23 protein-coding genes and 1 pseudogene are annotated in these 26,595 nt (G+C 71.7%); 19 read left to right on the top strand and 5 right to left on the bottom strand.

Annotated features, from left to right (window positions below; translation table 11 throughout):
- Window positions 1-42 precede the first annotated feature (42 nt).
- The 10 genes from OHA37_RS08530 to OHA37_RS08485 all read left to right on the top strand — a co-directional run bounded on the left by OHA37_RS08530 (window position 43) and on the right by OHA37_RS08485 (window position 10,761).
- Window positions 43-972 carry a dihydrodipicolinate synthase family protein gene (locus OHA37_RS08530; RefSeq protein ID WP_266903735.1) on the top strand — a complete coding sequence of 310 codons (930 nt, stop codon included), beginning with the start codon at window positions 43-45 and terminating at the stop codon, window positions 970-972.
- A gap of 20 nt (window positions 973-992) precedes the next feature.
- A complete protein-coding gene (locus tag OHA37_RS08525; protein ID WP_266903734.1) occupies window positions 993-1,997 on the top strand; it encodes a proline racemase family protein in 1,005 nt (334 codons plus the stop codon).
- Window positions 1,994-3,025, top strand: coding sequence for a proline racemase family protein (locus OHA37_RS08520; protein WP_266903733.1), 1,032 nt, complete (start codon window positions 1,994-1,996; stop codon window positions 3,023-3,025). The genes OHA37_RS08525 and OHA37_RS08520 overlap by 4 nt, the downstream gene beginning before the upstream one ends.
- Before the next feature lie 23 nt (window positions 3,026-3,048).
- On the top strand, window positions 3,049-3,981 hold the full coding sequence (locus OHA37_RS08515; RefSeq protein WP_266912593.1) for an ornithine cyclodeaminase family protein: 933 nt from the start codon (window positions 3,049-3,051) through the stop codon (window positions 3,979-3,981).
- Between the two features lie 74 nt (window positions 3,982-4,055).
- Complete coding sequence (locus OHA37_RS08510; protein ID WP_266903732.1) at window positions 4,056-4,766, top strand: GntR family transcriptional regulator; 711 nt, start codon at window positions 4,056-4,058, stop codon at window positions 4,764-4,766.
- Between the two features lie 198 nt (window positions 4,767-4,964).
- Window positions 4,965-6,710: an ABC transporter substrate-binding protein gene (locus OHA37_RS08505; RefSeq protein ID WP_266903731.1), complete on the top strand. Its 1,746-nt coding sequence runs from the start codon at window positions 4,965-4,967 to the stop codon at window positions 6,708-6,710.
- Between the two features lie 22 nt (window positions 6,711-6,732).
- On the top strand, window positions 6,733-7,716 hold the full coding sequence (locus OHA37_RS08500) for an ABC transporter permease (RefSeq protein WP_266903730.1): 984 nt from the start codon (window positions 6,733-6,735) through the stop codon (window positions 7,714-7,716).
- Window positions 7,713-8,699, top strand: coding sequence for an ABC transporter permease (locus OHA37_RS08495; protein ID WP_266903729.1), 987 nt, complete (start codon window positions 7,713-7,715; stop codon window positions 8,697-8,699). Before OHA37_RS08500 ends, OHA37_RS08495 begins: the two co-directional genes overlap by 4 nt.
- Window positions 8,699-9,733, top strand: a complete 1,035-nt coding sequence (locus OHA37_RS08490; RefSeq protein WP_266903728.1) for an ABC transporter ATP-binding protein — start codon at window positions 8,699-8,701, stop codon at window positions 9,731-9,733. The genes OHA37_RS08495 and OHA37_RS08490 overlap by 1 nt, the downstream gene beginning before the upstream one ends.
- The gene (locus OHA37_RS08485; protein ID WP_266903727.1) at window positions 9,730-10,761 is read left to right on the top strand and encodes an ABC transporter ATP-binding protein; all 1,032 of its coding nucleotides are present in this window, start codon (window positions 9,730-9,732) and stop codon (window positions 10,759-10,761) included. The genes OHA37_RS08490 and OHA37_RS08485 overlap by 4 nt, the downstream gene beginning before the upstream one ends.
- Before the next feature lie 104 nt (window positions 10,762-10,865).
- Here OHA37_RS08485 and OHA37_RS08480 read toward each other — a convergent pair whose 3' ends face one another.
- On the bottom strand, window positions 10,866-12,965 hold the full coding sequence (locus tag OHA37_RS08480; protein ID WP_266903726.1) for a S9 family peptidase: 2,100 nt from the start codon (window positions 12,963-12,965) through the stop codon (window positions 10,866-10,868).
- Between the two features lie 97 nt (window positions 12,966-13,062).
- Between OHA37_RS08480 and OHA37_RS08475 the strand changes: the two genes are divergently transcribed.
- Window positions 13,063-14,625, top strand: a complete 1,563-nt coding sequence (locus tag OHA37_RS08475) for an MFS transporter (protein WP_266903725.1) — start codon at window positions 13,063-13,065, stop codon at window positions 14,623-14,625.
- A 51-nt stretch (window positions 14,626-14,676) separates the two neighbouring features.
- On the opposite strand, the gene OHA37_RS08470 is transcribed toward OHA37_RS08475, so the two are convergent.
- The 4 genes from OHA37_RS08470 to OHA37_RS08455 form a co-directional block, all read right to left on the bottom strand.
- Entirely contained in the window at window positions 14,677-16,080 is a 1,404-nt protein-coding gene (locus tag OHA37_RS08470; protein WP_266903724.1) for a cytochrome P450, read from the bottom strand.
- Window positions 16,081-16,219: 139 nt separating this feature from the next.
- Window positions 16,220-16,858, bottom strand: coding sequence for an excalibur calcium-binding domain-containing protein (locus OHA37_RS08465; RefSeq protein WP_266903723.1), 639 nt, complete (start codon window positions 16,856-16,858; stop codon window positions 16,220-16,222).
- A 209-nt stretch (window positions 16,859-17,067) separates the two neighbouring features.
- The gene (locus OHA37_RS08460) at window positions 17,068-18,273 is read right to left on the bottom strand and encodes a barstar family protein (RefSeq protein ID WP_266903722.1); all 1,206 of its coding nucleotides are present in this window, start codon (window positions 18,271-18,273) and stop codon (window positions 17,068-17,070) included.
- Window positions 18,274-18,345: 72 nt separating this feature from the next.
- Window positions 18,346-18,507, bottom strand: a complete 162-nt coding sequence (locus OHA37_RS08455; RefSeq protein WP_266903721.1) for a hypothetical protein — start codon at window positions 18,505-18,507, stop codon at window positions 18,346-18,348.
- 1 nt (window position 18,508) lies between these two features.
- Here OHA37_RS08455 and OHA37_RS08450 point away from each other — a divergent pair, with 1 nt between their 5' ends.
- The 8 genes and pseudogenes from OHA37_RS08450 to OHA37_RS08410 all read left to right on the top strand — a co-directional run bounded on the left by OHA37_RS08450 (window position 18,509) and on the right by OHA37_RS08410 (window position 26,542).
- Window positions 18,509-18,964, top strand: coding sequence for a hypothetical protein (locus OHA37_RS08450; RefSeq protein WP_266903720.1), 456 nt, complete (start codon window positions 18,509-18,511; stop codon window positions 18,962-18,964).
- A gap of 431 nt (window positions 18,965-19,395) precedes the next feature.
- Window positions 19,396-20,316 carry a hypothetical protein gene (locus OHA37_RS08445; RefSeq protein WP_266903719.1) on the top strand — a complete coding sequence of 307 codons (921 nt, stop codon included), beginning with the start codon at window positions 19,396-19,398 and terminating at the stop codon, window positions 20,314-20,316.
- A gap of 259 nt (window positions 20,317-20,575) precedes the next feature.
- The gene (locus OHA37_RS08440) at window positions 20,576-21,220 is read left to right on the top strand and encodes an ADP-ribosyltransferase (protein ID WP_266903718.1); all 645 of its coding nucleotides are present in this window, start codon (window positions 20,576-20,578) and stop codon (window positions 21,218-21,220) included.
- 226 nt (window positions 21,221-21,446) lie between these two features.
- Window positions 21,447-21,815: pseudogene (locus OHA37_RS08430) on the top strand (M4 family metallopeptidase); the annotation flags it as partial.
- A gap of 496 nt (window positions 21,816-22,311) precedes the next feature.
- Window positions 22,312-23,166, top strand: a complete 855-nt coding sequence (locus OHA37_RS08425) for an isocyanide synthase family protein (RefSeq protein ID WP_266903717.1) — start codon at window positions 22,312-22,314, stop codon at window positions 23,164-23,166.
- Between the two features lie 12 nt (window positions 23,167-23,178).
- Complete coding sequence (locus OHA37_RS08420; protein ID WP_266903716.1) at window positions 23,179-24,024, top strand: TauD/TfdA dioxygenase family protein; 846 nt, start codon at window positions 23,179-23,181, stop codon at window positions 24,022-24,024.
- 173 nt (window positions 24,025-24,197) lie between these two features.
- On the top strand, window positions 24,198-25,337 hold the full coding sequence (locus OHA37_RS08415; protein WP_266903715.1) for an LLM class flavin-dependent oxidoreductase: 1,140 nt from the start codon (window positions 24,198-24,200) through the stop codon (window positions 25,335-25,337).
- Complete coding sequence (locus tag OHA37_RS08410) at window positions 25,334-26,542, top strand: styrene monooxygenase/indole monooxygenase family protein (RefSeq protein ID WP_266903714.1); 1,209 nt, start codon at window positions 25,334-25,336, stop codon at window positions 26,540-26,542. The genes OHA37_RS08415 and OHA37_RS08410 overlap by 4 nt, the downstream gene beginning before the upstream one ends.
- The last annotated feature ends 53 nt before the right edge of the window (window positions 26,543-26,595 follow it).

Raw genomic sequence — 26,595 nt, 5'->3', positions numbered from 1 at the left:
CCCACTAGTAAAATGTCACACATCACCCTAGGGAGCACTCTCATGACCCACGCGCACACCCCCGCGCCCGCCGCCGCGGACACCCGCACCCGCCCCTGGCACGGCATCATGGTCGCCACCACCCTGCCCCTGCGGGAAGACCTGAGCGTCGACCACGACGCCTACGCCGAGCACGTGGCCTGGCTGATCGCCAACGGCTGCGACGGCGTCGTTCCGAACGGCTCCCTCGGCGAGTACCAGACCCTCACCGACGAGGAGCGCGCCGCCGTCGTCCGTACCGCCGTCGAGGCCGCCGGCGACGGTGCCCGCGTGATGCCCGGAGTCGCGGCCTACGGCAGCGCCGAATCCCGCCGCTGGGCCGAGCAGGCCGCCGAGGCCGGCGCCGGATCCGTGCTCCTGCTGCCGCCCAACGCCTTCCGGGCCGACGCGGACGCCGTGCGTGCCCACTACGCCGAGGTCGCCCGCGCCGGCCTGCCCGTGGTCGCGTACAACAACCCCATCGACACCAAGGTGGACCTCGTCCCGGACCTGCTGGCCCGGCTGCACGCCGACGGCTCCATCGTCGCCGTCAAGGAGTTCAGCGGGGACGTGCGGCGCGCCTACGAGATCGCCGAACTGGCCCCGGGCCTGGACCTGTTGATCGGCGCCGACGACGTGCTGCTCGAACTGGCCCTGGCCGGCGCCGTCGGCTGGATCGCCGGCTACCCCAACGCGCTCCCGCAGGCCTGCGCCACCCTCTACCGCGCCGCCGTCGCGGGAGACCTCGACACCGCCCTGCCGCTCTACAAGTCCCTGCACTCCCTGCTGCGCTGGGACTCCAAGACCGAGTTCGTCCAGGCCATCAAGCTCTCCATGGACCTGGCCGGCCGCCCCGGAGGTCCGACCCGCCCGCCGCGCTTCCCGCTCACCGGCGAGATCGAGGCCGGTGTCCGCGCCGCCACCGAGAAGGCCCTCGCCGAGGGTCTCAACTAAGCCATTCCAAGGGGGACCTGATGCGCACCCGAAACATCTACCACGCGGTGGACTCGCACACCGAGGGCATGCCCACCCGGGTGATCACCGGGGGAGTCGGGGTGATCCCCGGCGCCACCATGGCCGACAAGCGGCTCCACTTCATCGAGCACCTGGACCACCTGCGGACCCTGCTCATGTACGAGCCGCGCGGCCACTCCGCGATGAGCGGCGCCATCCTGCAGCCCCCGACCCGCCCCGACGCCGACTTCGGCGTCCTGTACATCGAGGTGTCGGGCCTGCTCCCCATGTGCGGGCACGGCACCATCGGGGTCGCCACCGTCCTGGTCGAGACGGGCATGGTGCCCGTCGTCGAGCCGGTCACCACCGTCCGGCTCGACACCCCGGCCGGGCTGGTCAGCGTGGACGTCCGCGTCGAGGACGGGGCGGCCACCGCCGCCACCTTCACCAACGTGCCGGCCTTCTGCGTGGGCCTCGACCTCAAGGCCGAGGTTCCCGGGTACGGCACGGTCACCTACGACCTCGCCTACGGCGGCAACTTCTACGCCTTCGTCGAACTCGACTCCCTCGGGCTCCCCTTCGACCGCGAGCGCGGGGACGACCTGCTCGCCGCCGGCCTGGCCCTCATGGAGGCGATCAACGCCTCCCCGGACCGGCCCGTGCACCCCGAGAACCCCTCCTTCGGCGGGGTCAAGCACGTCTACCTCGCCGCCCCCGGCTCCGACGCCCACCGCTCCCGGCACGCGATGGCCATCCACCCGGGCTGGTTCGACCGCTCGCCGTGCGGTACGGGAACCAGCGCGCGCATGGCGCAGCTGCACGCCCGCGGACTCCTGTCCCTGGAAACGGACTTCGTCAACGAGTCCTTCATCGGCACCGAGTTCACCGGCCGCCTCATCGGCGAGACCACGGTGGCCGGCCGCCCGGCCCTCGTGCCCACCGTCACCGGACGGGCCTGGATCACCGGCACCGCCCAGTACTTCCTCGACCCGTCCGACCCGTTCCCCGGAGGGTTCCTCCTGTGACCGTCGTACGAACCGTGGACTACCACACCGCCGGCGAGCCCTTCCGCATCGTCGATCTCACCACGGGCGGCGCTCCGCCCGTGCCCGGGGACACCGTCGCCGAGCGCTGCGCCACCGCCATCGGACCGGGGGGATCGGGCACGGCCCCCCGGCGCGGCGCGCTGGACGACGTACGGCGGCTCCTCGTGCAGGAGCCGCGCGGGCACGCGGGGATGTACGGGGGCTTCGTGGTCCCGCCCGACGACGACGGGGCCCACTTCGGGGTGCTGTTCTGGCACAAGGACGGCTACTCCACCGCCTGCGGCCACGGCACCATGGCGCTGGGCGCCTGGGCCGTGGACACCGGCCGGGTCGCCGCCCCCGACGACGGGGACGTCCAGGTACGGATCGACGTGCCCTCGGGGCGGGTCGCCGCGACCGTGCACCGCGCCGGCGGCCGCACCACCGGGGTCACCTTCCGCAACGTCCCGGCCCGCACCAGCGCCCGCAAGGTGCCCGTCGCCACCACGCTGGGCATGGCCGAGGTGGACATCGCGCACGCCGGGGCCTGCTACGCCTCCCTGCCCGCCCGGGACCTAGGCCTCGACGTGAGCCCGGCCTCCCTGCCCGAGCTCGTGCGCGCCGGGAAGGAGATCCGGGCCGCCCTCGCCACCCACCCCGGGACCTGGCACCCGGACGGGCCGCTGCTCTCCGGGGTGTACGGGGTGACCCTGTTCGAGGAGCTCCCCGACACCCCCTTCGGTCCGCACCAGCGCAACGTCACCGTCTTCGCCGACGGCCAGATCGACCGCTCGCCCTGCGGCTCCGGCACCTCGGCGCGGCTCGCGCTGCTGGCCGAGGACGGGCGGCTGGGTGAGGGGGAGGACCTGCTGCACGAGTCGGTCGTGGGCACGGTGTTCACGGGCCGCGTCGCCGCCCGGGTGGCCGCCGGTGTGGTCACGGAGGTCACCGGTACGGCGTACCGCACCGGCGAACACCTCTTCAGCGTCGACCCGCAGGACGCCCTCGGCGCCGGGTTCCTCCTGTGATCCCCCAGCTGTCGGGCGCGGAGATGGCCGGGCTCCTCACCCCGGCCGCCGCCGCCGACGCGCTGGCCGGCGTACTGCGCTCCGGGCTGGACCCGGAGACCTGCCCGCCGCGCAGCGCCCTGCCCGTGCCCGGCGGCGGGGAGCTGCTGCTGATGCCGGCCGCCACCGGGGCCTACGCCGGAGTGAAGATCGCCGGAGTGGCCCCGGGGAACCCGGCGCTCGGGCTGCCCCGGATCACCGGGTCCTACCTCCTCCTGGACGGGCCCACCCTGCGCCCCCTCGCCCTGCTCGACGGGGCGGTGCTGACCACCCTGCGCACCCCGGCGGTCTCGGCGCTCGCGCTGCGCCACCTGGCCCCGGCCGGGCGGCCGCTGCGGCTGCTGATCTTCGGATCGGGACCGCAGGCGTACGGGCACCTCGAAGCGGTGCACGCGATGCGGCAGCTGGCGGAGGTGGTGGTCGTGGCCCGTGCGGGGTCGGCGGGCAGCGCCGCCGCCGCGGAGAAGCTGGCGGCGCACGCGCGCGGGCTGGGCGTCCCCGCCCGGCCGGGGGTGGCGGCTGAAGTGGCCGACGCGGACCTGGTGATCTGCTGCACCACCTCCCGCGAGCCCCTCTTCGACGGGCGGCTCATCGCGCCGGGCGCCACCGTGGTCGCGGTCGGCTCGCACGAGCCGGACGCCCGCGAGGTGGACACGGCGCTGGTCCGGCGGGCGGCGGTGTACGTGGAGTCGCGTGCGGCGGCTCTGCGCGAGGCGGGGGACCTGCTGGTGCCGGAGGCCGAAGGGGCGATCGGCGCCGGTCATATCAGCGGCACCCTGGCCGACCTGGTCGCGGGCCGGATGCCGGGTGCGGGGGCGGCGAGTTGTCCACAGCTCTTCAAGAGTGTGGGCATGGCCTGGGAAGATCTCGCTGTGGCGGTGGCCCTGTTCGAGGCCGCCGGGAGCGGTGTCCACTGAGGAACGAGCGCAACGTGACATTGTACGCTGTTCCTCCGCACGCCGATGGTGTGAGCGGTCTCGGAGGAAATGCAATGGGTGACCTGAAGCAGCACAGTCTCATCAAGGCTCAGGAACGGCTCCGCGACCAGGTAGGCCACGCCCTGCGGGCAGCCCTGATAGCGGGTGAACTGCGCCCCGGGAGCGTCTACTCCGCTCCCGGCCTCGCGGCCGAGCTCGGCGTCTCGGCCACCCCGGTGCGCGAGGCCATGCTGGACCTGGCCCGCGAGGGCCTGGTGGAACCGGTCCGCAACAAGGGCTTCCGCATCACGGAGGTCAGCGAGCGCGATCTGGACCAGTACACCGAGCTGCGCACGATGATCGAGGTCCCGACCATCGGCAAGATCACGAAGATCGCCGCGCCCGAGGCACTGGAGGCCTTGCGCCCCATCGCGCAGGAGATCGTCACCAGCGCGCGCGAGCACAACCTCATCGGCTACCTGGAGGCCGACCGCCGCTTCCACCTCACCCTCCTCGGCCTCTCGGGCAACGACCGCCTGGTGGAAACCGTCGGCGACCTGCGCAAGCGCTCCCGGCTGTACGGCCTGACGGGCCTGGACGAGGCCGGCAAGCTGGTCTCCTCCGCCGAGGAGCACATCGAGCTCCTGGACCTGATGCTCACCGGCGACGCGGAGGCGGCCGAAGCCTGCATGACCCGCCACCTGGGCCACGTCCGCTCCCTCTGGGCCCAGGGCCGCGACGAACCGGTGGGCCGCCCGAAGGGCCGCCTGGGCGCGGGCCTCTAGCCCCCGCCCCTCCCTCGACGCCGGGCCGCGCAGCAGCGCGCCCGGCGTTCGGCATGCCCAACGCCCTGGCGTCCGTACCCATTTGGACACGGCTGGATAACGGTGGGTCCAACCGGGGTCCAACCCCTTGTCAGTACAATTTCACATTACTATGTTACCGGTCACATCATAGAGCGCGGCCCTTCACTGGAGTGACCCATGACCAAGCGCACCCAACTCGCCCTCGCCACCGCCCTGGTGGCCGCACTCGCACTCGGCGCCTCGGGCTGCTCCGACCCCAAGAAGGGCTCCGCCGCAGGTGCCGGGGCCTCCAACCCCGCCTCCGCCAACGACGGCAAGATCCTCGGCGGGACCCCCGTCAAGGGCGGGACCATCACCGTCCTGTCCAACCAGGACTTCGCCCACCTCGACCCCGCCCGCAACTGGGTCATGCCGACGATGGACTTCGGCACCCGCCTCCTCTACCGCACCCTGGTCACCTTCAAGGCCGAACCGGGCAAGGCCGGCAGCGAGCTCGTCCCCGACCTCGCCACCGACCTCGGTACCCCCTCCAACGGCGGCAAGACCTGGACCTTCACCCTGAAGGAGGGCGTGAAGTACGAGGACGGCTCGCCCATCAAGGCGCAGGACATCAAGTACAACGTCGAGCGCTCCATGGCCCCCGACCTCACGGGCGGCCCCGACTACGCGGCCCAGTACCTCGCCGGCGCCGAGGGCTACAAGGGCCCGCTCCAGGGCAAGCACCTCGACTCGGTGAAGACCCCCGACGACCGCACGATCGTCTTCGAACTGAAGCGGCCCGTCGCCGAGTTCTCCGCGACCGCGACCCTGCCCACCTTCGCCCCGGTCCCCGAGTCCCAGGAGAAGGGCACGCAGTACGACGCCCGCCCGTTCTCCTCCGGCCCGTACAAGATCGAGTCGTACGACCGGGACAAGAAGCTCGTCCTGGTCCGCAACGAGCACTGGGACGCCAAGACCGACACCGTCCGCAAGGCCTACCCCGACAAGTTCGTGGTCGTCATGGGCCTCAAGGGCGGCCAGATCGACGACCGGATCATCGCCGGGGAGGGCGCCGACGCCTCCTCCGTCCAGTGGTCCGACATGCGGCCCGAGAGCGCACCCAAGGTGCTGCCCAAGCCGGAGATCAAGTCGCGGCTGCTGGCCGAGTCCCAGGGCTGTACGGAGATGCTCCACCTCAACAACTCCCGCGCCCCCTTCAACGACCCCAAGGTCCGCGAGGCCATGCAGTACGCCGTGGACAAGGAGGCCGTGATCACCGCGGGCGGCGGCCCGGCCCTCAACGAGATCGCCACCGCCTACCTGCCCCCGGCCATGTCCGGCGGCAAGCAGGCCGACACCCTGGGGATCGCCCCCTCCGGGGACCCCGCCAAGGCCAAGGAACTTCTCAAGGCGGCCGGCAAGGAGACCCTGAAGGTCTCGCTCGCCGTCTCCACCGGAGACAAGGGCAAGGCGGAGGCCCTTCAGCAGGGCCTGGCCCGTGCCGGCGTCGAGGTCGTCATCGACACGGTCGACCCGGGCGCCTACTACGACGTCATCGGCGACCTCTCCACCACCCCCGACATGTCGCTCGCCGGCTGGTGCCCCGACTACCCCTCCGGCTCCACCTGGATCCCCTTCGTCTTCGACGGACGCACCATCAAGGAGAAGGGCAACCAGGGCAACAACGCCCAGTTCCGCGACGACGCCACGATGAAGCGGATCGACGAGATCAACGCCATGGCCGACGCCAAGCAGGCCAACCAGGCCTGGATCGACCTCGACGCCGAGATCATGAAGAAGTCCCCGGCCGTCCCCCTCCTGCTGGAGCGCAAGCCGCTGCTCGTCGGCACCAACATCGCGGGAGCCTTCGGACACCCCGTCTGGGTCGGCCAGATCGACTACGCCACCGTCGGTCTGAAGGACCCGTCGAAGAGCCAGGGCTGAGGACGCGGGGGCCCCTGACACCATGACCACCACCGCACCGGGCGCTGCCGGACCGGGCGCCGCCCGTCCGGCAGCCCCGGACGGCGCACCGGCCGGGACCGTCCCCCCGGGCAGCAGCCCCTGGCAGCTCGCCCGGCGGGAACTCCGCCGCCGCCCCGCCGTCCGCGTCAGTCTCTGCGTCGTCCTGCTCTTCGTCCTGATGGCCGTCACCGCCCCCTGGCTGGGCGCGCTCGGCGGCTGGTCCCCGGACGAGTTCGACAAGTCCGCCATCGACCCCTACCTCGGCGGCCAGCCGCTGGGCTCCTTCGGCGGGATCAGCCCCGAGCACTGGCTCGGCGTGGAACCCGTCAGCGGCCGCGACCTGTTCGCCCGCGTCGTCCACGGCGCCCAGGTCTCGCTCCTCATCGCCTTCGCCGCCACCGCCATCGTGGTCGTGACGGGCACCGCCGCCGGAATCGCCGCCGGCTACTTCGGCGGGCGCACCGACGCCGTCCTGTCCCGGCTGATGGACCTGACGATGTCCTTCCCGTCCCTCATCTTCATGATCGCGATGCTGTCGGTGGCCAAGGACGTCAACCGCATCGTCCTCATGACCGTCGTCATCGGCGTCTTCGGCTGGCCCGGCGTCGCCCGCGTCGTCCGCGGGCAGGCCCTCTCGCTCAAACACCGCGAGTACGTGGACGCCGCCCGCGTCGGCGGATCGAGCTCCTGGCGGATCCTGACCCGCGACATCCTCCCGGGGGTCTCCGGCCCGGTCATCGCCTACACCACCCTGCTCATCCCCGGCATGATCAGCACCGAGGCCGCGCTCAGCTACCTCGGCGTGGGCGTCCGCCCGCCCACCCCCTCCTGGGGCCAGATGATCGCCGAGTCCGTGGCCTTCTACGAGACCGACCCCATGTACTTCGTCATCCCCAGCCTCTTCCTCTTCCTCGCGGTCCTCGCCTTCACCCTGCTCGGCGACGCCCTGCGCGACATCCTCGACCCGAGGGGCGGCCGGACGTGATCCTCTACCTCGCACGCCGGCTGCTCGCCCTCGCCGGCGTCCTCCTGGCCATCGCCGCCGTCACCTTCCTCATCTTCTACGTGCTCCCCTCCGACCCGGCCGCGGCCGCCTGCGGCAAGACCTGCAGCGCCGAGCGGCTGGCCGACGTACGCGCGTACCTCGGCCTGGACCGGCCGCTGTGGCGGCAGTTCGGCGAGTTCCTCACCGGGATCTTCACCGGACGCACCCTGGGCACCGGCCAGTACGCCGTCCAGTGCGACTTCCCCTGCCTGGGCTACTCCTACGAGAACTCCCTGCCCGTATGGGACCTGCTCATGGACCGGCTCCCGGTCTCCGCCTCCCTCGCCGTCGGCGCGGCCGTCCTCTGGCTCGTCCTCGGACTCGGCGCGGGAGTCACCGCCGCCCTGCGCAAGGACACGGCCACGGACAAGGTCCTCATGGTCGGCGCGGTCGCCGCGGCCTCCCTGCCCGTGTACTTCACCTCCGTGATGCTCATCTACGGAGTCATCCGGATCGCCGGGCTCCTGCCCTACCCCACCTACCAGGCCTTCACCGACAACCCGCTGGCCTGGGCCGGCAACCTGCTCCTGCCCTGGACCGCGCTCGCCCTGCTCTACGCCGCCATGTACGCCCGCCAGAGCCGCGGTTCGATGATCGAGGCGATGGCCGAGCCGTACATCCGTACCGCCCGCGCCAAGGGGATGCCCGAGCGCACCGTCGTGGTCAAACACGGACTGCGCTCCGGGATGACCCCGATCCTCACCATCTTCGGCATGGACCTCGGCGGCCTGCTCGCCGGAGCCGTCATCACCGAGTCCATCTTCGGACTCCCGGGCATCGGGCGGCTGTTCTACGGGGCCCTGGTCAGCTCGGACCAGCCCGTCGTGCTCGGGGTCACCCTGCTGGCCGCCTTCTTCATCGTCGTCGCGAACCTCGCCGTCGACCTCCTGTACGCCGTCATCGACCCGAGGGTGAGGTACTGATGGCTCCTCCTCACGAAGCCGCGGCCCCCGCGGCCCCGCTGCTCCAAGTCCGGGACCTGCAGGTCACCTTCACCACCCCGCGCGGCACCGTGCGCGCCGTGGACTCCCTCGGCTTCACCGTCGAGGCCGGCCGCACGCTCGGGATCGTCGGCGAGTCCGGATCGGGCAAGTCCGTCACCTCCCTCGCCGTGATGGGCCTGCACCGGGGCGCCGAGATCGGCGGCTCCATCGCCCTCGACGGACAGGAGCTGACCACCAAGTCCGAGAAGGAGCTCTCCAAGCTGCGCGGCCGCAAGATGGCCATGATCTTCCAGGACCCGCTGTCCAGCCTGCACCCCTACTACACGGTCGGCGAGCAGATCGCCGAGCACTTCCGGGTCCACTTCCGGGCCGGCCGGGCCGCCGCGAAACGGCGCGCCGTCGACATGCTCGGCGAGGTCGGCATCCCCGAACCCGCCCGCCGGGCGGGGGAGTACCCCCACCAGTTCTCCGGCGGCATGCGCCAGCGCGCGATGATCGCCATGGCGCTGGCGTGCGAGCCCGACCTGCTCATCGCCGACGAGCCCACCACCGCCCTCGACGTCACCGTGCAGGCGCAGATCCTGGAGCTGATCGCCGGTCTCCAGCAGGAGCGCGGACTCGGCGTCGTCATGATCACCCACGATCTGGGCGTGGTCGCCCGGGTCGCCCACGAGGTACTCGTCATGTACGGCGGCCGCGCCGCCGAACAGGCCCCGGTGGACGACCTGTTCGCCGATCCGGCGCACCCCTACACCCGGGGGCTCCTCGACTCCCTGCCCCGGCTGGACGACGCCGACGAGGAGCCGCTGCGGGCCATCCCCGGCTCCCCGCCCTCCCTGCTCGCCCCGGCCCCGGGATGCGCCTTCGCCCCGCGCTGCCCCGTGGCCGCCGCGGCCGACGACGCGGACCGCGAGCGCTGCGCCACGGTGCGGCCGCAACTGCGACCCTACGGCGACGCCGGCCGCGAATCCGCCTGCCACTTCGCGGGCGCCGTCCGGGAGGTGACCCGATGACCACGACGAACCAGCCGCACACCGCCGCCCGCACCGACCGGATCCCGGCGGCCCGCGGGGAGGACCCGCCCCCGCTGCTGCGGGTGCGCGACCTGACGATGTCCTTCCCCGGCAAGCGGTCCGCGACCGGGCGCCGGGGGGCGCCCGTGCGCGCCGTCGACGGGGTCTCCTTCGACCTGGAGGCCGGCCGGACCCTGGGCCTCGTAGGAGAATCGGGCTGCGGGAAGTCCACCACCGGGCGGATGCTGGTCCGGCTGCTGGAACCGACCTCCGGAAGCGTCGAGTTCGACGGCAAGGACATCAGCCGGCTCTCCCAGAGCGCCCTGCGTCCCCTGCGGCGGAACCTCCAGATGGTCTTCCAGGACCCGCACTCCTCCCTCAACCCCCGCCAGACGGTGGCCCGGATCATCTCCGACCCGCTGCTGGTGCAGGGTTCGAGCGCGGCGGACGCCCGCCGCCGGGCCGCCGAGCTCATGGAGCTCGTCGGACTGATCCCGGAGCACATCGACCGCTATCCGCACGAGTTCTCCGGCGGCCAGGCGCAGCGCATCGGGATCGCCCGGTCGCTCGCCACCAGCCCCCGGCTGATCATCGCCGACGAGCCGGTCTCGGCGCTCGACGTCTCCGTGCAGGCGCAGATCGTCAACCTGATGGAGCGGCTGCGCGCCGAACTGGGCCTGGCCTACGTGTTCATCGCGCACGACCTCTCCGTCGTCAAACGGGTCAGCGACCGGGTCGCCGTCATGTACCTCGGCCGGATCGTGGAGATGGGCGACAAGAAGTCGCTCTACGAGAACCCCCAGCACCCGTACACCAGGGCGCTGTTGTCCGCCGTACCGCTGCCCGACCCGGCGGCGGAGCGGCGGCGCGAGCGGATCGTGCTGCTCGGCGATCCGCCGAGTCCGGCCGCCCCGCCCCCCGGCTGCACCTTCCACCCCAGGTGCCCCGTGGCGCAGGAGATCTGCCGCACCGAACGGCCGCTGCTGCGGACGGTCGCCTCCCGTGAGGTGGCCTGTCACCTGGCGTAGCCGCAGGCGCCCGGGTGACCGGCGGGGAACCCGGGCAACGGGGAGGGCCCCGGAGCGATGATCTCGCTCCGGGGCCCTGCCGTCGTTCCGGGATCTGCCCGGCCTCAGACCAGGCCCAGCTCCTTGCGGAAGAACTCCAGCTCCAGCGCCATGACCTTCTCGCGCACCCCGCCCGGGGTCATGTGCGTGACGCCCGGCAGCGCGAGCAGCTGGTGCGGGCGGCCCGCGTCGGTCAGGGCCTGCGAGAGCCGCAAGGTGTGCGAGGGGTGGACGTTGTCGTCGGCCAGCCCCGTGACCAGCAGCAGCGGCCGGCTCAGACCCGCCGCGTCGGAGAGCAGGCTGTCCCGCTCGTACACCTCCGGGTGCGCCTGGGGCAGACCCAGGTACCGCTCGGTGTACGCCGTGTCGTACTGCCGGAAGTCGGTCGGCGCGGCCCCGGCCGCCGCCGCGTGGAAGACGTCCGGGCGGCGCAGCACCGCGAGCGCGGACAGGTACCCGCCGTACGACCAGCCGCGGATGCCGACCCGGTTCAGGTCGAGGTCGGCGTGGCGCGCCCCGAGCGCCTGCAGGGCGGCGACCTGGTCCTCCAGGGTGACCTCCGAGAAGCCCCGGAACATGGCGTGGGTGAACCGCGGGGAGACGTGCGCGGTGCCGCGGTTGTCGACGGTGACCACGGCGAAGCCCTGGTCGGCCCACCACTGCCGGTGCTGCCAGCGGCGCGGCTCGGCGCTGACGTCCTGCATGCCGGGGCCGCCGTAGCTGTCCATCAGGACGGGCAGCCGCGTGCCGGGGACGTGCCCGCGCGGCAGCACCAGGGCGGTGGGCACCCCGTGCTCGGTGACCCGCTCCAGCACCGGGACCACCCGGTACGGCAGCGGCTGCGACAGGTCGACGGGTGCGAACTCCCGCCCGTCGGCGGTGCGCAGGACGCGCCGGATGCCGTCGGCGTCGGCGGAGGTCAGCAGCAGCGCCCCGGCGGCGGACTGGACGGCGTGCACCCCGGGCCCGTCCGCGAGCGGGGTCAGCTCGCCCGTGTCCGGATCCAGCAGGAGCACCTGCTGCTCGGCGGGGTCGCGCAGCGCGGCCTCGATCAGCAGCCGGTTCCCGTGGGTGCCGGCCACCTTGCGGACCTGGAGCCCCTCCCCGGTGAGCAGTACGCCGTCCAGCGCGAGCGCGCGGGCCGCCCCGCCGGGGGTGTCGGCCGAGGTGAGCATCCGGCCGTCGGCCAGCCGCGCCGGGGTGCCGGGGAGCATGGGGTCCACCCACTGGGGGTGCGTGGTGCGCGACAGCTCCCGGGTGCGCCCGGTGTCCGGGTCGGCGGAGAGCAGCAGGACGTTCTGCTGGAGCCGGTCCTGCACGGTGAGCAGGATCTCGGGGGGCACGGTGTCACTCGGGGGCCACTCCACGTCGGAGACGTACGGGTAGGTCTCGGTGTCCCAGTCGAGCCGCACGGCGTTGTCCGCGCCCGGTCCGAGCACCCAGAACCGCACGTCGGCGTTGGGGCCGCCCGCCTCGGGGTACGCGAAGTCCTCGGCCGGCAGCTCCGGGTGCGCCGGGTCGGCGAACCAGCGCCGCTGGAGGGCGGATTCGTCGACGCGGGCGGCCAGCAGGCGCTCCCCGTCGGGGGACCACCAGTGCCCCCGGTGCCGGTCCAGCTCCTCGGCGGCGGCGAACTCCGAGACGCCCCAGCGGGCTCCGTCGTCGGGGCTGACCCGGCCGCCGGGGACGGTGTGGAGGGCGTCGTCGGTGACGTAGGCGATGCGCGAGGCGTCGGGGCTCGGGCGCGGGTCGAAGACGGGACCGGCGGTGGGGATCTCCTTGGGCTGCGCGGGCGCTCCGGCGCCGGCCTCGCGGGTGACCTCGTACAGGCGCCCGTAGAGCGCGAACAGCGCGGTGAGCCCGTCGGCGGAGAGCGCGTACGAGCCGATCCCGGCGGCGACGAGCCGCGAGCGTTCGCGCAGCCGGCGCTCGACGAGGGGGAGCGGCCCCGGCTCGGGGGACAGTTCGCGGGGGTCGGCGAGCCGGGTTTCGGCGCCGGTGGCGGTGTCCAGGACCCAGAGGCTGTCGAAGGGATCGGTGGGGCCGGTGGAGCGGAGGAACCAGAGGAGCCGGCCTTCGTCCCCGAAGGAGAAGGCGCGCGGGGCGCCGTAGGTGAAGCGGGCGGTGCTCGCGGAGAGCCTGAGGAAGTCATCCATGCGGTCCATGGAATCAGTGTGTCATGTGAAATACCACATACCATGTGCCACATAGTCTAGGCCGTTCGAGTGGTGTCACCCCCGTGACGGGTTTAGCGTCGAAAAAGTGGACCCGAACGCTACGCCGAGCAGTACCAGCACCGGGACCGACGGCAAGGTCCAAGGCAATGAAGGCCGTCACGGACTAGCTCTGCTCGTGCTCGCCTCCTGCCAGCTCATGGTCGTTCTCGACATCACCATCGTGAACATCGCGCTGCCGCACATCCAGACCGCACTCGACTTCTCCACCGAGAGCCTGTCCTGGGTCGTCAACGCCTACACCCTCACCTTCGGCGGCCTGCTGCTCCTCGGCGGCCGCACCGGCGACATCCTCGGCCGTCGGCGCGTCTTCGTCTTCGGCGTCCTGCTCTTCGGCCTGGCCTCGCTCCTGGGCGGATTCGCCCAGAACTCCGGCCAGTTGATGGGCGCCCGCGCCCTCCAGGGCGTCGGCGGCGCCATCGCCTCGCCGACCGCCCTCGCGCTGATCACCACCACCTTCCGCGAAGGCCCGGAACGCAACCGGGCCTTCGGGGTGTTCGCCGGCGTCTCGGCCGGCGGCGGCGCGATCGGGCTGCTGGCCGGCGGGGTGCTCGTGGAGTGGCTGAACTGGCGCTGGGTGCTCTTCGTCAACGTCCCCATCGCCCTGCTGATCGCCCTGGTCACCCCGAAGGTGATCCGCGAATCCGCGCGCCGGCCCGGACACTTCGACCTCGCGGGCGCCCTGCTCTCCACCCTCGGCATGGTCGCGCTGGTCTACGGCTTCATCCGCGCGTCCCAGGACGGCTGGCTGGACGGGCTGACGCTCGGCTCCTTCGCGGCGGCGGTGGTCCTGCTGACCCTCTTCGTCGTCAACGAACGGCGCTCGCCCCAGCCCATCACCCCGCTGCACATGTTCGCCGACCGCAACCGGGCCGGTACGTACGCGATCATGCTCTTCTTCGCCTGCGCGATCTTCGGCATGTTCTTCTTCCTGACCCTGTTCGTGCAGAACGTGCTGGGCTTCAGCCCGCTGCGGGCCGGGCTCGCCTTCCTGCCGGTCAGCGCGATGATCGCGGTGACGGCGGGGATGACCTCCCAGCTGCTGCCGAAGTTCGGGCCCAAACCGTTCATGGTGGCCGGCTCCCTGTTCTCGGCCGCCGGACTGGCCTGGCTCACGCAGACCGACATTCACTCGACGTACCTGGGCAGCATCCTGGGACCGATGCTGCTCTTCAGCGCCGGCATGGGCATGCAGTTCGTGTCCCTGACCCTGATGGCCCTCTCGAACGTCCCCGACCGGGAATCGGGCGCGGCCTCGGGACTGCTGAACGCGATGCAGCAGGTGGGCGGCTCGCTGGGCCTGTCCATCCTGGTCACGGTCTTCGGCACGGCCAGCCGCAACGAGGCCAGGGATCAGGCGGGCTCGTTCCTGCGCACCGCCACCCCCGAGCAGAAGCTCTTCTTCGCCAAGACCAAGCAGTACCCGAAGCCCTGGAGCGACCAGGTCCTCACCTCGGGCGTCAGCGCCGCCTTCGTGGCGGCGGCCGCGTTCACCCTGGTCACGGCGCTGATCGCGCTCTTCGTCATCCAGGTGCGGCCCTCGGACCTCGCCCGCCTCCAGGGCAACCACACACCGGCGGCGGGCGGCTGACCCCGAGGCGGGCGGCCCGTCCCCCAGGCCGCCCGCGTGCCCTTCAGCCCTTCAGCCCTTCAGGCGACGGATCCGGCAGCGCGCCGGACCGGTGGTGCGCAGGGTGATCCCGGCGACGACGGGGACCTCGGTGTCCACCGCCTCGAACTCGTAGGTCCGCAGCAGCATCGCCAGTGCGATCACCGACTCCAGCATGGAGAAGTGCTGTCCGATGCAGGCGCGCGGACCGCCGCCGAAGGGCAGCCAGGCGTACCGCGGCCGGGCCGCCTCGGCCTCCGGGGTGAACCGGTCGGGGTCGAAGCGTTCCGGGTCCGGCCAGTAGTCGGGGTGGCGGTGGATCACCCAGGGCGCCACGATCACATCGGCGCCGGCCGGGATGGTGTGCCCGTCGACCTCGGCCGCGTCGACCGAGCGGCGGCCGAGGACGGGGGCCGCGGGATAGAGCCGCATGGCCTCCTTGAGCACCTGGGTGAGGTACGGGAGCCGGTCGAGATCGGCGGCCCCGGGCGTACGGTCGCCCAGCACCGCGGCGATCTCGGCGCGGGCCCGGTCCTGGAGATCGGGATGGCGGGCCAGCAGGTGGAGGGAGAAGGCGAGCGAGGTGGCGGTCGTCTCGTGCCCGGCGAGCAGGAAGATCAGTACCTGTTCGCGCAACTCCGTGGCGTCGAACTCCCCGTCGTCCGCGCTGCTCGCGGCGGCGAGCAGCGACAGCAGGTCCTCGCCCTCGACCTCGCCCTCGCCCTTGCTCTCACTCCCACCCGCTCCCGCTCCCGCGCTGCGGCGCTCGGCGATGATCCCGTCGCACACCGCGTACAGCTCGTCCATCGCGGCGGCCGCCCGCTTGTTGCCCGGAGTGGGCCAGTCGCGGGGGAGATTGACGGGGGAGTAGCCGCGGCGCATCACATAGGCGGTGATGACCGGAAAGCACCGGTCCACGACGTCGGCGGTGGCGTCCACGTCGGTGCCGAAGAGGATCCGGGCCACGGCGCGCAGCGCCAGGGTCATCATCTCGTCCGAGACGTCGACCACCCCGTCCCGGGCCGCCTCCCAGGCGGTGAGGGTGGCAGCGGTCTCGGTCGCCACCGCGTCGGCGTACCCGTCCACCCGGCGCTTGGTGAACAGCGGCTGGACCAGTCGCCGCTGGCGCAGGTAGTCCTCGTCCTGACTGGTGAGCAGGCCGTTGCCGAGGGCGTCGCGGACCTCTTGGTAAATGGCGTTGTCCTTGCGGAAGTTGGCCGCCTGCGAGGCCAGTACCTGCTGCGCCCCCTCCGCCGAGAACACGCAGTGCAGTTCGGTGCGCAGCCCCGGCGGACCGGCCGTGATCCGCACGACGTCACCGTGCCGGTGCCGCGCCCGCTGATACGTACCGAGGGCGTCCGACTTCAGGTCGGCGAGCGACCCGAGCAGCGGGGCGCCCTCCAGCCGCGGTATCTCCGTACTGCCTGCTAATCCCATGGCTCCGCCCACCCTCAGAACTGTTGCGACAGGGCGATTCTGCGCACGCCGGCCCACGGAGGGCGAGGGCTGCCGGGGCATCAGGCCGAATCTCGCCGCAGCACCGGGCAGGGCCCCGGCTCTCCCTCCCCACCCCCTCCTATGTGTCGCAGGCGATGCCGTCGTTGTCCCGGTCGAGGTGTTCTCCGTAACCGGGTTGGCCGCGCCGGATCGGGGCGGCTCCGGCGGCCTTGGCCTCGGTGCAGTTCTTGTAGGAGACGTCCTTGGGAGCCGGGGCCGGGGTCGGGGAGGACGCCGGCGGCTTCGCCTTGCCCGTCGTGGCGGGGGCCGGCGTCTTGCCGGAGCCCGGGGGCCGGGTCGGAGTCGGTGTTCCGGCGGGCCGCAGGGTGGCTCCGGCCTTCTCCGGGCACGGGGTGAGCGTGTCGGTGACGGTGATCTCGGCGGCGCTGTCGGGCGGCAGCGGGGCCCCGGCCGCCGGAGTCTGGAAGCAGACCAGCCACAGCGCGTGGATCTTCGGCAGCTCGACGTCGGCGTACGCGCTGCGCACCTCGACCGGCTTGGTGGACACCTTCTTGACGAGGCTCTCGGCCTCGTCGGACTTCTTGCCGACGAGCGCGGGCATCACGGGACCCGGGGAGGAGGCGTTCGCCGCCGAACCGGGCTTGTCGGAACTCTTCGCGGCTGTGCCCCCACAGCCGGCGAGGGACAGGGCGACGGCCGCCGCCATCGCCGTCGTGGCGACAACTCGCCGTCTCCGGTGCGTGTTTCGCTGGGACATATGACCCCCCATGGTCCTTGTCGAGCCGAACCGGCACAGAATACGGTGATCATCCCCGCGTGTAAGCCGAACCGGGAACCCGGAACCGGAGCCCGGGAGCCGGAGCATGGTGCAGCCTCCGAGGCCGCCCCCGGGCCGCTACAGGTCGACCGCCCGCGGGCCGTTACCGGTCGACCGCCCCGGGCCGTTACCGGTCGGCCGTCCGCGGCTCAACGGAGCACGACCGTGACGCCGCTGCGTTCGAGCAAGTGGACGATCTCCTCGAAGTAGGAGAGCCGGCCAGGGCCTTGAGCGCCTTCCGCATCGGCTGCGAAGGCGTGGCGTGCGACCTCGGAGTCGTGCCAGGTCAAGGTGAAGGGCGGGGCCGCTCCGAATCCACCGCACAGGCAGTCCTTGAAGGCGTTCCACTCCCGGCCGTAGTAGCGGCCGGGCCCGAGCAGGGCCTCGGCGATCGCGCAGTGCAGCCCGGGAACGTCCGTGACGAACCGGCCGTCGAGGTGGTACTCGCCGCCCGAGCGGTCAGGCCGGGGCACGGGCACCCGCCAGGCACGGGTGCTGAGGTCAAGCCAGGCGGCCCTGCCCTGCGCGTCGTACGGCGCCCACGCGTTGGGCTCCGCCGGCGGGCCCTGGTACCACTTCTCCCAGACGGGGCGGACCGCCGGCGACGGCCGGTCGTCGCCGCCGTCGGTGAGGGTGATGTCGACGAGCGTGCCGCCGAGCACGGACGGCCGTGCTCCGGTGATGGCCAGGCCCACGACGGGGGAAGCCAGTACGGCACCGTGACGGTCCAGGACCAGGAGGTGGGCCCAGTCGCGTTCCGACCGGCGGGGGCGCCGTAGCGCCGCGAGCAGTGGCTCCGCGGGCTCGCAGCCGATCAGCTCCATCGGAACGGGGTCCGGGCACGCCCGCTCCCTGAACAGGCCGTCGACGGCGGAGCACCACCCCGCGCTCGGCGTCGCCGTTGGCGCCCTTGCGGCGAAGAGCTCGAAGCGCGGCTCCGTGGGCGGTTCGGAGAAGCTCTCCTCGCTCGTGACGGCGGCGTCGAGCACGATGTCGTACCGCGCCGGGTCCGCGGGGTGAGGCTGATGGGCCACCACGACCGCGTCGACGAGAGTCCACCACTGCACGGGCCGCTCGTCGTCCCAGACTTCGACGCACACGTCGCCCAGACTCCGCAGCGATCCTCCGGGCTCCGCCAGGACATCGCTCAGGAGGCCGTCCGGGCTGCATCCGCGAAGGGTGACCACCTCGCGCGGCAGCGGGACCGGGTCGGCGAACAGCCCCACGACGCCCGCGCACTTCCCCCAGAGCCGCTCCGCGCCATCTGCCCCGTCTGTGCCGTCCTCGGCGTCCTGAACCAAGAGGTACTTCACCGGGAAGTCCCGGTCCCACCCGGTGTGATCTGCGATGTGCACCCAACCTCCGAACGTGCGAACGAATTCGTTTCCTGTGATACGGACCCGCCCGGGCCCGGCCGGGCAGGGTCATCACCGGGGTTTGCACTCCAGGACGCGGCCGTCGGCGGTCCCGATGAGCAGGTGTCCCTGGGGCGCCACCGCGAGGGACAGCACGGTGGTCGGCGTTCCGCCGACCTCCAGCTCGGTGCGCAGTGCCGTCGGAGTCGAGGGCGGTGACGGGATGATCGGCACGGTGCTGCCACCGCACCGTGCCGTCCAGGGACCGCCGTACGAAGTGGGCCCCACCGGGTTGGAGACCGTGACCGCGATGAACGGCGCCCGCGTACACCGGGGACTCCTCGATCTCGACCGCCGGACCCCCGAAATGATGCAGCCGCACCGGCCGCTCGCGGCGGCCTCCCAACGGCCTCGGCACCGGCCACCGACCACCCGGGACGAGCACCGCAGCAGCCAGTACGCGGCCGTCCTGCGGCCCCTCGACGGTCCACACCCTCCGGCGTACGGACCACTGCCGGCCGGCGGCGGCCGCGAGACAGTCGTCGTACGGGGCCGGGACCAGACGCAGCGCGGTCTCACCGCACCACTCGACGGCGAGCGCGTCCCGCGGCGGCTCCAGGGCGGACACCACGAGGCCGAGTCCAGGTGGACCAGCAGCAGTTCACCTTCGGAGGAGTGGCCGCCGTCGTAGCGCCCCGTGCCCACCGCCAACAGGGGAAGGGCGGGGTGGAAGGCGAGCGACCGTACGGGGTGCCGCGACCGATCGTCGGCGACGGCCAAGCCCGGTTCTCCGATCTCGGCGAACGGCCCGTCGCCGAGGACGCGTCGGACGATCGGAGCAAGGGGCATGCAGGGTCCCTCCCAGGGCGCCACACGAGCTGCCCCCGTCCGGGCAAGACACGGCGGCCCCCCATGTTCCGGCCAGGTGACGCCCCGCACCAACGCATTTTCACCCGGCCCGCGGCTCCCCGCGCCAGGGCCGTACCCGCGAACGCCCGGCCCGGAACGATCGCCGGTACGCAGGAAGGGCGGCGGCGCCTCAGCGTGCCCCTGGAAGGCCGAGCCCTCAGGCGCCCGTGTGATCATGGAGGCGTTGCGTTCCTTCGCCCGCGAGGTGATCTTTTGACGAAGGTGGCACTGCGTCCTTACGCACTGTTGCCTCGGCGGTACGACGAGCGGAAGGTACTGGCCTCCACGATCGATCCGTGGGGCCGGGCTCTCTGGCTGATCTGCCCTGACACGCGTTTTCCCTACAGGTGGGGTGGCCGGGACATCCCGGAGCCCGCGGCACTGCCCTTCGACGCCCTCGTCGTCATCAGCGACCGGGGCGAGGTTCGGGAACGGACCCTGTACGCGGTGGCCGTGGACCCGGACGCCTTCGACGCCCTCCCGGGCGGCGGGTTCGTGCTCTCGGGCAGCGGAGGGCCGAACGCGCGGTCCGGCCAGATTTTCGGCCCCGACGGCCGCTCCCGGCGCCGGTTCCCGCTGGGAACGCATCTCAAGCACCTGGTCGCGGACCCCAGGAGCGGCTTCTGGACCGGGTACTCCGACGAGGGGATCTACAGCGGTGATCGCGTCAGCGCGGGCGGGCTGGTCCGCTGGGACGGCAGGGGCAACCCCGCAGGGGACCTGCGCCCGCCGAAGCCCTACGACCACGTGGCGGAGGTCGGCACCGTCAACGTCTCCGACTCCGCGGTCCACGCCACCTACTGGCCCGGCGCACCACTCGCCCGAACGGGGCGCAGCGGGACCCTCCGCATCCACGCCCTTCCTGTCTCGGCCCCGGTCGGCCTCGCGATCCGCGGGGACCGGCTGCTCCTGCTCGGAGGGAACGAACAGGGTGTCGCCGGCACTACCCGGGTGAACGCCCTCCGCCACATCCGGCTGACGGACGAGGGGGCTGTGGTGGTGAGCCGCGAGGACCTGGCCTTCCCGAACGGCGACCCCGTCAGGCGCTACGCCCGCCCCGTCTGTCGGGGTCCGCACATCTTCCTGCGCACTCGCCGCACGTTGCGGCAGTGGTGGGTGCTGACCGCGCCGTAGCCCGCGACGTACTCGGCCGGACCTGTCGCAGGCCGAGGTGTCGGAGCGCTGCTCACGCAAAACGCTCGGCGGGGGGAGTCCCTGGCCGAGCGTGGCGCTCTTCGAAGCAGATCGGGCCGGGGCGTGGGAACGGGGTTCGGCGAAGGATCGTTACGCCATCAACTCCCCGTCAGAGAAAGGAAGTCGGTGCGGCCGGCGACACGCTCACCATCGAGTGAGGATGCCCGTGAGGGGGTCGTGGGGCCGCGAGGGTGGGGGAATGATCATCTCTGCTCTGCGCCGGCGGGCCGCCGTGCTCGCGACCGCCCTCGCCGCCGCCCTGCTGCCCCCGGCATCCGCGTCGGCGTCCGCGTCCGCCTCCGTCATCGCCCCCGCCTCCGGATCGCTCCACGCGGCCGCTCCCGCGAACTCCTGTCCCCGGGTCCGGGACCACCTCTTCGCCGCCGCCGACGAACGCGTGGAGGTGGAGCGCATCACCCCCTCCCCGTCCTGGCGGATCAACTGCAAGCAGCTCTACCGCTCGGACGGCCGCCCGCCGTCGGTGGTCTTCGAGGAGGGCTTCCTGCCCAGGGACACCCTCAACGGCCAGTACGACATCGAGAGTTACGTCCTGGTCAACCAGCCTTCCCCGTACGTCTCCACCACGTACAACCACGACCTGTACAAGTCCTGGAAGAGCGGCTGGAACTACTACATCGACGCCCCGGGCGGTGTCGACGTCAACCAGACCATCGGCGACACCCACAAGTACGCCTCCCAGGTCGAGGTGGCCTTCCCGGGCGGCATCGAGCGCTCGTTCATCGTGGCCGTCTGCCCGGTGGACACGGTGAAGAAGGTGGAGATCATGGACCGTTGCGAGGACAACCCGTACTACGAGCCCTGGCGCACCAACTACCCCGGCTGAAGCGGGTGGCGGTGGGCCGGTCGCATGGAGGGCGGGCCCACTTCCCCGTACGGCGAGCCCGGGCACCTCTCCGCGGGCTACGGCGCTCCGATGAGCAGCACCGCCGGCATCACGGCGGACGCGGCCCAGACCACCGTGCAGGCGGTACGCGGGCCGGGGACGCGCCAGGGGAGGGCCACGCCGGCGTTGGCCACGATGGCCGTCCCCCTCGCGCTCGCGTCCTTGCATGGGCAAGCCGAGCAAGGACGGCGCCTCCGCCGACTCCTGGTAGAAGACGGTGGGCCGCCTCGACGTCCACAACTCCTCGGGCGTCGCGAACCACTTCTTCCTCCTCCTCTCGGAGGGCAGCGGCGCCAAGACGGCCAACGGGGTGGCCTACAACGCGCCGACCTACGACAACTCGACGATGACGGGCATCGGCCGCGTCAAGGCGTACAAGATCGGGTACAAAGCACTGTCGACCTATATGACCTCGACCACCGACTACGCCGGGGCGCGCACCGCGACCCTGCAGGCCACGGCCGACCTCTGCGGCACGACGGGCGCCGGGTACCAGCAGGTGGCGGCGGCCTGGAAGGCCGGCAACGTCAGCTGACCCCGCACGGAGCACCACGGGGGCGGCGGCCGCGTCGAAGCGGTGGCCGCCCCCGTTTTCCGTACCTCGGCACTCCGCCTCCGGAGCCGGACCCGTCCCCCCGGGTGCCGGCTCCCCGGCGTTCCATAATCTTTTCCTTATCGATCGGTGTCGGGTCTAATCGGTCTGCTATTGCAGGGCCGCTTCGCGGTGTGCAAATCTGAATGGCGTCCCGAGGTGCCGATTCGGGCCTGATTCCGGATCTGGCCTCGAGGCTGCGATCACGAGGCGATGTCGCCGAGATACCGCGACGGGCGCTTCCTCTCGCCATGCCGTCAGTCCGTTCCATTCCGCATGCTGTTTCAACGGGGGAGTAGAAATGAGTGCACACCCGAAAGAGAGCAGTTCTTCCTCAGGATTATCGGAAAAGATCGTCAAGCTTCTCTACCACTTCCGGCGGATCGAGAAATCCTCCATCGACAAGGCCGCCGGCGAGGACTGTAGTTCCGCACCCTGTATGAGCTGTCTCGAGAGCCACCGGGCCAAGCTGGACTACTTCATCCGCCGGTCGGAGCCCATCCACCTGGTCCTGCCCGCCTTCCCGGCGAAGTCGCCGAACCGGACCAAGGTGCTGGGAGCCCTCCCGGACCTGGGCGAGTACGTGGGGCTGGGAGCGCTCCAGTCGCTGTGCGAGTACATAGGCCACTTCCACCCCGCCGGTGCGCGGATCACGATCTGCTCGGACGGCCACGTCTTCGGTGACGTGGTCGGCGTGGCCGACGACGTGGTCACCGACTACCGCGTGTGCCTGGAAGAGATGATCAAGTCGGCCAACTTCTCCTCGCTGGACATGTACGGGCTCGACGACGCCTTCGGCTCCCTGGACTACACCAAGCTGCGCCAGGTGCTCGAAGACGACTACGCGCCCGCGGTCTCGGAGCTGAAGGAGAACGTGCGCACCGACAGCGCCACCCGGAACATGTTCAACGGGATCCACCGCTTCATGTTCGAGGACGCCGTGGGGATCAAGGGCGACACGGTCTCGCGGACGGCCCTGCGCAACGAGTCCAAGGAGCTGGCCTACCAGACGATCAGCCGCTCCAATGCCTGGAGCCGGGTGGTGGCCGACAAGTTCCCGCGGGCGGTCCGCCTTTCCATACACCCGCAATCGCCGCATTCCGAAAAGATCGGCGTCCGGCTGCTCCGTACCGACGACGCGTGGCTGACGCCGTGGCACGGAGTGGTACTCGACGACGGCGTCAAACTTTCACTGGTCAAAAGGTGGGACGCGGAGAACCTCGAGGCTTCCGTTGTCATGCGCAACGGCCGCCCGAGCCATTTCGTCGACCCCAAGTCGGCCATCGATTCCTAGGAGGATGACCCCTTGACGAATTCCGCATCAAAGCCCGACACCAAGAGCTACCCCTGCGGCTCCACCGAGACCCTGAAGCTGAAGCACACCCCGCTGCGCCCGTTCGGCCGCGTCGTGGAGGCGCTCGGCGGAGGCGCTCGTGTCGAGGACATCCCGGTCGAGACGCTCGCCCGCTGGACCGTGGAGTCGCGGGTAGTGGTACTGCGCGGCTTCAGCCTGCTGGCCAAGCAGGAGTTCGCCGACTACTGCCGGCAGTGGGGCGAGGTCCTGAAGTGGGAACCGGGTGAGGTGGTCGACCTGGTGGTCGAGGACAACCCGAAGAACTACCTGTTCGACAGCGGAGACGTGCCCTTCCACTGGGACGGCGCCTTCGTGGAGGCCGACCCCCGCTGGTTCTTCTTCCAGTGCCTGGACGTGACGCCGGGCGTCGGCGGGGAGACGGTCTTCTCCGACACCTCGCGCGTCTACCGGGACGCGGACGAGGAGACGCGCGATCGCTGGAGCCGCATCAGCATGACCTATTCGACCGACAAGGTCGTGCACTACGGCGGCGAGGTCACCGAGGGACTCGTCACCCAGCACCCGGCCACCGGCCTGCCCGTGCTGCGGTTCGCCGAGCCGCTCTCCGCGGAGACGTACAAGAACCCGGTCTACGTCAAGGTGAACGGGATCGAGGCGTCCGAGGAGGACACCTTCCTCACCGAGCTGGCCGAGCGGGTCCACCGTCCCGAGTACTGCTACGACCACGACTGGCAGGCCGGCGACATCGTGATCGCGGACAACTTCTCGCTCATCCACGGGCGGAACGCGTTCACCGGTCCGACCAAGCGCCACCTCCAGCGGGTCGAGGTCATCTGAGACCGGAGCACCCCCACCGAGGGACGGATCCGGGTGCGGGCACGGCGGTTCTCGACCCGGCCGCCGTGCCCGCACCGGGCCCGGTGAAACAGGCACGCAGGAGCGTCGGCCGCCGCCCGGGCGGCGGCCGACGAGTCAATCGGATGAGAAGTACTGGCCGTGAGGAGCGGGTTATGAGGGTGGGGCTGGCATGGGACGCCGTCGGGCCGGTCGACGGCGGGCGGGGTCTGCTCGAACTCGCGCGCTCCGCTGGGATGGACACCTTCCTGGTGTTCGACCACTTGATCAACGTCTTTCCGCGGCAGGCCTGGGACAGTGATTTCAGCTACTTGGCAGAAGTCCTCCCGTCCCCCGACCTGTCGCTCGAATTCGCCACGGTGCTCGGCAACTTCGCCGCGAGCGCCGGTCCGGTGCGGCTGGCCGTGGGCGTCACGGATCCGCACCGCAGACACCCGGCGGTGCTGGCGCAGACCGCGCTGACCCTGGCGCAGTTCACCGAGCGTCCGCCGGTCATCGGCATCGGCGCGGGCGCGCAGGAGAACCTCCAGCCCTACGGCATCCGGCACGACCGTAAGGTGGGCCGGGTCGAGGAGGCCCTGCAGATCCTGCGGATGTTCTTCGACACCGAGGGGCCGTACGAGTTCAAGGGCGAGTTCTTCGCCCTGGACCAGGCCGTCATGGACCTGCGCGCTCCCGGGGGCGGCGTCCCGGAGATCTGGGTCGGCGGCAGCGGACCCCGTATGACCGCGCTCGCGGGCCGGTACGGTGACGGCTGGATCCCCTCGGACCTGATGCGCCCGGCTGAGTACGCCCGTCGGCTGGCCGTCGTACGGGAAGCCGCCGTCGCCGCGGGCCGGGACCCCGGCCGGATCGTCGCCGCGGGCGGCATACCGGTCATCGTGGCCGAAACGGACGAGGCCGCGCAGGAGTTGTGCAAGGCCAAGGCGATCAGCTTCCTGGCCTTGCACGCGGGCGCCGCCCAGTGGCGCGAGTACGGCGTGGCCCACCCGTTCGGCGAGGACTACCAGGGCCTGTCGCACCTGCTGCCGCACCGGCTGACACGCGAGGAGGTCGAGCGGGCCCTGGCCGTCGTCCCCGACGAGCTGGTCACCGACCTGGCCATCGTGGGCAGCCGGCAGACCGTACTGGACCGGATCGGCGAACTGGTCGACGCCGGACTCCAGTTGCCCGTGCTGATCCCCGCCTCCGCCCTGGCGTCCCCCGAGGCCGCCGGGTACACGGTGGAGAGCCTGGTCTGGCTGGCCGGGGAACTGGGCTCGGACTCCTTCACCGCCGGGCGGGTGACGGCATGAGCGGCATCGGCATCATCGGATCCGGGATCTCCGGGCTGCAGCTGGCCCTGCGCCTCCAGCAGCTCGACGTGCCCGTGACGCTGTACTCCGAGCAGACCTCCGAGGAGCTCGGCTCGGTGCGGCCGCGGAACTTCCCGGCCCGGTTCGCCCCGACGCAGGAGCGGGAGGACTCGCTCGGCGTCCAGGCCTGGAAGTCCGACGAGTCCCGGGTGCACAGCTGGGCGATCACCATGCACGGCGAGGGCGGCGACCTGGAGTTCACCGCGTCGCTGACGCCCCCGTCGAGCGTGGTGGACTTCCGTCTCTACCTGCCGCACCTGCTGGACGAGTTCGCCCGGCGCGGCGGGGACGTCCGCACCGGTCCCGCCGACGTGGCCGAGGTGGGCCGCCGGCACGACCTGGTGGTGGTCGCCAACGGCAACCGGTCCATGCGGGACCTGTTCCCGGTCGACGAAGGGCGCTCGCCCCACACGACGCCGCAGCGGATCCTGTGCAGCGGCTTCTACCACGGCATCGAGGAGGACGTCCCGCACCAGCTGGACATCCACTTCGTGCCCGGCGCCGGGGAGATCCTGCGGATCCCCTTCCTGTCCCGCCTCGGACCGGCGCACGTGCTGGCCTTCGAAGCGGTGCCGGGCGGACCGCTGGAGGGGCTCGCCCACCTGGACTCCGCCGCCGATCCGGCCGGCTTCCACCGCGAAGTCCTGCGGGCGGTGGGGGAGTTCGCGCCGAGCCTGCGCGCACGCGTGGACACCGACCGGTTCGCCCTCATCGCGCCGGGAGAGCTGGCGCAGGGCGCCGTCACACCGGTGGTCCGCGAGGGGTGGGCGATCCTGGCCGACGGCACGTGCGCGCTGGCCATCGGTGACGCCTGGATCACCAACGACCCGCTGACCGCCCAGGGCGCCAACCTCGGCTCCCACACGGCGTTCGCCCTGGCCGAGCTCATCGCCTCGGCCGCCGGACCGTTCGACGCCGCGTTCTGCGCCGACGCGTCGGCCCGGCTGTGGGACCACGCGCGCCATGTCGTCGAGTGGAGCAACGCCTTCCTGATGCCGCCCCCGCCGCATGTCCAGCAACTGTTCGGGCGGGCGGCCGGGGACAAGAGGATCGCCGACGCGTTCGTCGGCGGTTTCCACGACCCGGTCGCGATGTGGGCCGTGCTGTCCACCCCCGACGGCGTGGACTCCTTCCTCAAGAGCTGAGTCCGAGGCGGCCCCCGCCGCCGCAGCTCGACCTTTTCCACATATCTGTGCGA

Origin of the sequence: Streptomyces sp. NBC_00335 (genome assembly GCF_036127095.1) — a bacterium.
GTDB lineage: Bacteria > Actinomycetota > Actinomycetes > Streptomycetales > Streptomycetaceae > Streptomyces.
Note: the sequence above shows the minus strand (reverse complement) of the source record. Positions and strands in the feature narration are given on the sequence as shown.